Origin of the sequence: Paracidovorax wautersii, assembly GCF_900113035.1 — a bacterium.
Classification (GTDB): domain Bacteria; phylum Pseudomonadota; class Gammaproteobacteria; order Burkholderiales; family Burkholderiaceae_C; genus Paracidovorax; species Paracidovorax wautersii.
This window is the reverse complement of the sequence record NZ_FONX01000044.1, coordinates 1-4321: the sequence shown is the minus strand read 5'-3', so window position 1 is coordinate 4321 and position 4321 is coordinate 1. Positions and strand designations below refer to the sequence as shown.

Annotated in this window: 6 protein-coding genes; 2 read left to right on the top strand and 4 right to left on the bottom strand. The window is 62.4% G+C overall.

The window, feature by feature from the left end:
* Positions 1–37: 37 nt before the first annotated feature.
* Positions 38–580 (bottom strand): hypothetical protein, encoded by a 543-nt coding sequence (locus BM070_RS24700; protein ID WP_139222995.1) that lies wholly within the window; start codon positions 578–580, stop codon positions 38–40.
* Between the two features lie 348 nt (positions 581–928).
* On the opposite strand from BM070_RS24700, the gene BM070_RS23795 reads away from it, so the two are divergent.
* Positions 929–1792, top strand: a complete 864-nt coding sequence (locus tag BM070_RS23795; protein WP_175518604.1) for a nucleotidyl transferase AbiEii/AbiGii toxin family protein — start codon at positions 929–931, stop codon at positions 1790–1792.
* Positions 1789–2403, top strand: a complete 615-nt coding sequence (locus BM070_RS23790; protein ID WP_092942836.1) for a hypothetical protein — start codon at positions 1789–1791, stop codon at positions 2401–2403. Before BM070_RS23795 ends, BM070_RS23790 begins: the two co-directional genes overlap by 4 nt.
* 2 nt (positions 2404–2405) lie before the next feature.
* Here BM070_RS23790 and BM070_RS23785 read toward each other — a convergent pair whose 3' ends face one another.
* From BM070_RS23785 to BM070_RS23775, 3 genes are all read right to left on the bottom strand, one after another.
* Entirely contained in the window at positions 2406–2948 is a 543-nt protein-coding gene (locus BM070_RS23785; protein ID WP_092942833.1) for a thermonuclease family protein, read from the bottom strand.
* On the bottom strand, positions 2942–3559 hold the full coding sequence (locus BM070_RS23780) for a DUF6012 family protein (protein WP_092942830.1): 618 nt from the start codon (positions 3557–3559) through the stop codon (positions 2942–2944). Before BM070_RS23780 ends, BM070_RS23785 begins: the two co-directional genes overlap by 7 nt.
* Positions 3560–3570: 11 nt before the next feature.
* Positions 3571–4321 (bottom strand): topoisomerase C-terminal repeat-containing protein (locus BM070_RS23775; RefSeq protein ID WP_175518603.1); only part of this gene is annotated, 751 nt, incomplete at its 5' end.

The following is a 4321-nucleotide window of genomic DNA, read 5'->3' as shown; positions in this document are numbered from 1 at the left end:
GGGACCAGCGAGAAAGTAAAGGTGAGGACGGGTATCGTCAGGCGGGCTCAGCAACTCGTGCAGAGCGGCTGTGGCGCGGGCTACTTTTGGCTTGGATCTTGGCTGTTTTGCCAGGCTGGTCTTCGGTGACATGTGACGCGCGTCCTTTCTTTGGCGCAGGTTGCGAAGAAGGGTCTGGCGCGAAGTCACCGTTCTCCAGCAACCGCCCCACCGTCGTCGTGCCATCAGCGTTTGTCTGAATAGCCCGTGTCGGATCACGAGGGTCAACGTGGATTCGGGATGGATTCGCGTCCATCGCCCTTTTGAGAGCGGCACTGGCGGCCGGGGCCTCCAGCACAGCAGCGAGGCCTGCCAACAGCTGAGCGCCGTTGAGAGCGCCGCCTTTGAGCGCTTGAACCGTGGCGGTTGGCAGGATTTGCTCGATGGCCTGAGCGATTCGGAACGAATGCTCCAGCTGCTTTGCCGACGACCGACCGGCTTGGTCGGCCACAGCATTGACCTCAGCTGCCAGGGCGCGTGGAAGGGACACTGCGGTGTGTGCCTTTTCCTTTACTGCGACCTGTTCTTTGTTGTGTGACATCCATCACCTCCTTTTGAGGGTGAGCCGTCAAGCGGCGACGCGGGGCGAGGGCTGCGCGCAACGCGCGCTAGCTGTAGGGGGCCTGGATTTCTGTGTGCATTGCATCATTCGTTCCTTATTCATTGGCTTGCTTGCAGAGGTTTAGATTGAGCACAAACCCGCGTCTGTGCAACGCCAGTGTGCCACAAGCGGCACATGAACACCATATATCACAGCAAAACACAGCAAATTACCATGGTTGAACATTTGCGGAATTTATCTAATAATTCATAGATAAGTTTCGCGTTTAAGCGCATGCCTCGCAGTTGCGACGACGCGCTTGATTGCTTCTAGACAGAGGAAATGGCGATGGCAAAGAAGGTACTCACAGCGGCCCAGGCTTTCGATCTCCGGCAGCTCCTGCATGTGGCCACGCTGGAGGCTCTGATGGCCTCTCGCCGATGGCAGCCAGGCGACCTGGTGTTCCAGGGCGGCACCAGCTTGCACCTGGCGCACGGTTCGCCTCGCCTCTCCGAGGATCTGGACTTCATGGTGAACTCTTCGCTCAAGCTGGGCGCCATCCAGGCTTCGATCCTGCAGCGACTGCAGAGCACAATGACCTTGCCCGAAGGCGCTAAGCTGTCCATCAAACCGGCCAAGGACGATCACAACCCTCACGCCTTCGACGTCAGCATCGGTGGCGAGAACATGATCGGCGGCGTGCGCCTGAAGATCGAGCTGTGGAAGACCGACAAACAGGCGCTGGATGCCATCAAGGCGACGGTGGCTCCCATCCGTACTGTCGGAGGGCTGCAGACCTTCGTTCCCACGGCCGAGCTGTCCGAGATCTACGCGGACAAAGTGTTCGCGCTGGCCAACCGCGACCGAATCAAGCCACGGGACGTCTTCGACCTCCACTGGCTGGTCAACCATCACCAGATCAAGGCCATCACCGAGGACAAGATGCGGGTGCGCCTGGCCACCTATCCAGACTCGACGCCGGCAGATTGGCTGGCCAAGGCCTTCGACCGACGCGCAGCGCTTGCGCAGGCGGCGCCTGCTATCGCAAAGGACCTGAAGCGCTGGCTGCCGTCAAGCTGGCCCATGGACGAGGAGCAAGCCGCCGCCATGGCCCAAACGGCGATCGACGCGCTGGGCCAAGGCATCGACGTGATGCGCGTGATCCGCGACGGCCAGGAACAGACGCGTGACCAGGAGGGCCCCAGCCGATGAAGCCGTACATGTCGGCCGTTGAGCGGCTGCGTTCGCTGCCTGCACTGTTTCGCGGGGCCGATCTGACGATCCGCTTCGGCATGACGGCCAAGGCCGCATCGCAGTACCTGTACCTTTGGAAAATGCAAGGTCATGTCGCGGCGTTGGGCGGCCATTCTGACGTGTGGGCGAACCTGGTGGTTGATCTGCAGCCGGACTGGGAAGCGGCGGTGTTCATGGCCATGCCTTCCGCTGTCGTGGTCGGCATTGAGCCGCTGAGACGCGCCGGTTGGACCACCCAGATCCCAGCTCGCCCCCAGGTGGCCGTCAATGCGCGCCAACGTCGCACGCAGACAGACCACTTCGAAATCGACTTCCGCGGAGCACGGTGGTTCACCGCATCGGAAGCTGGCATCGTGCGCACCCAGCACGGCACGCTCCGTTCTCTCACGCCGGCATGGGCCTTGGCGGACATGCTGCGTCAGGAGGACTGGGGAGACTTTGGCCTGCAGCCCGATGACATCGAGTGGCACGAGGTGACACCGGAAGACGAAGTTCAGTGGGCTGCCGCATGCCAGGCTTACGGCCTCGACCAGCCCGCATTGCAGGAGATGGCTGTCAGCTTGTGCTGATCTCAGTCCTGGCAGTGGCCATCCCGCCAGCAGGCGCTGCGCCACTCCCAAGGTGGCGTCTGCCCCGGGGCCGCCCAGAGGCCAACCTGTTCCGCTCGGGCCTTGCGCTGCAGGTCCAGCAGCTGGCGATCGCGCAGGTAGCGACCACCAGCTGCCTCATTCGCCCAGGCCATACCCATGCCGACGAGGGTCCGCGATACCGACTCCCCGTCCACGAACAGGTCGCAGATATGCCGGTCGTACCGGTCCCGCTCGTAGCAGACCGCCTCGACCGCACGCGAGCGCCCCACTAGGTCCAGCAGCGCCTTGCGAGAGGCTTGGGCGTAGGGCTGGCCAGGTCGATCACGGCCGTGGCCAAGCTCTGGACTGTCCATCGATGCGATGCGGATGGAGTGCTTCATCTCGCGCACCTGCAGAGTGTCCCCGTCGCTGACCTTCACCACGGTGACGGGAATGCGCGCTGCCGGCGCCGGCCCTGCGGCCGCGGCAGAGCCCAGCCAGCACGCCAGAACCACCGGCAGGGCGCGAAACGCGACCATCAGCATGGCAAGGTAGCCTGAAAGGCATCCGCGAGCGCTGGAAGCCTGTCGTGGATCGAACTGCCATCTGGCAGCAGCCGGGCGCGCTCGACCGTATGCATCGGGAAGGCCTCGACCCGCCGCTGCAGGCGCAGCTGCTCGCCAGATCCCTGTGCGTAGGAGTCCTTGAAGTCTCCTCGCCGATGGGTGGAGGGGAAGAACTCCATTGTGGGCTGGCAAGCCATGATGGACCAATCGGTCAGGGCCTCCGGCCAGCGTCGATCGAATGAGCCTTGCGGCCCCCAGAGCAGCATGCACTGAGTGACCGCATCGTAGGTTTCGTCAAGAACTTTATGGACGACGACATGCTCGATGGTCTGCCCGTCCACGAGCCAGCGAGCCGTCGTGGTGAACTCCGGCACGTGCCGGGGCGCCTCCACGAAGAAGCCGTCGATGGCCCTGCGGCCCCCCTTCTTCATGGCCACGAGATAGTGCGTGTTCCGCCACGGCGTACCCGTTGAGAGATCGACACCGCCCTGGAGCTGCAGGCCCAATTCAGGACAGGTCAGATCGATCAGGGAGCAGTTGCGGGCAGGCACGTAGGTCACGTACAGCCGGGGCGTCAGGTGAATCAGCATTGCGCTTCCTTTCAGCGTTCGGCGAACACCAGCTCCACCTTGCCATCACCCAGGTTGAGCTTCACGCCAGCGTCGAACTTCTTGCCCATCTTGCTCTTGAAGCCCTTGACGAGGTCGATCTTTCCCGCGGTGAGCAGCTTGACCATCTCGGCGTCGGTCAAGTCCCTCTTGCACACCTCTCGCCACACCTTGAAGTCGCACTCCGTGCAAAGTACCAGACGTTCCTTGCTGGCCATGGTGCTGTCGCACTTCGGACATTTGCACGACAGTGACGTCTGCGGCTGTTCTTCGAAGCGGAACTTGATTTCCGTTCCTTCGATGAAGAGGGTCGCGTCGAACTTGCGCTTGTTCTTGGCGCTGTAGAAACCCTTCAACCCAGTGCACTCACCCGTCTTGAGCAAAGTGGCGATCTCCTGGTTCGTCATCTGGCGGGTAGCGATTTCACGGCGCAGGGTGAACCCGCATCCAGCACTGCACTGGAATCCGGCGACGTTCGCCTCCACGCCCTGGCCACATTGCGGACATGGCGCGCCGACCGGCTCGAACACTGCGCCAGGAATCGTCAGAGACTGCTGTCGCAGGATCTCGATCAGATCACGGGTCGTCTGGCGAATTCCGTCCATGAACTGATCGGCTTCGAACTCGCCGCGCTCGATCATTTTCAAGCAGGCCTCCCACTCGCCCGTCGTCTGCGCAGACGTCAAGAACTCGGCGCCGTTCTCGCGCAAGTACGAGATGAGACGGATGCCCTTCTCGGTGGGC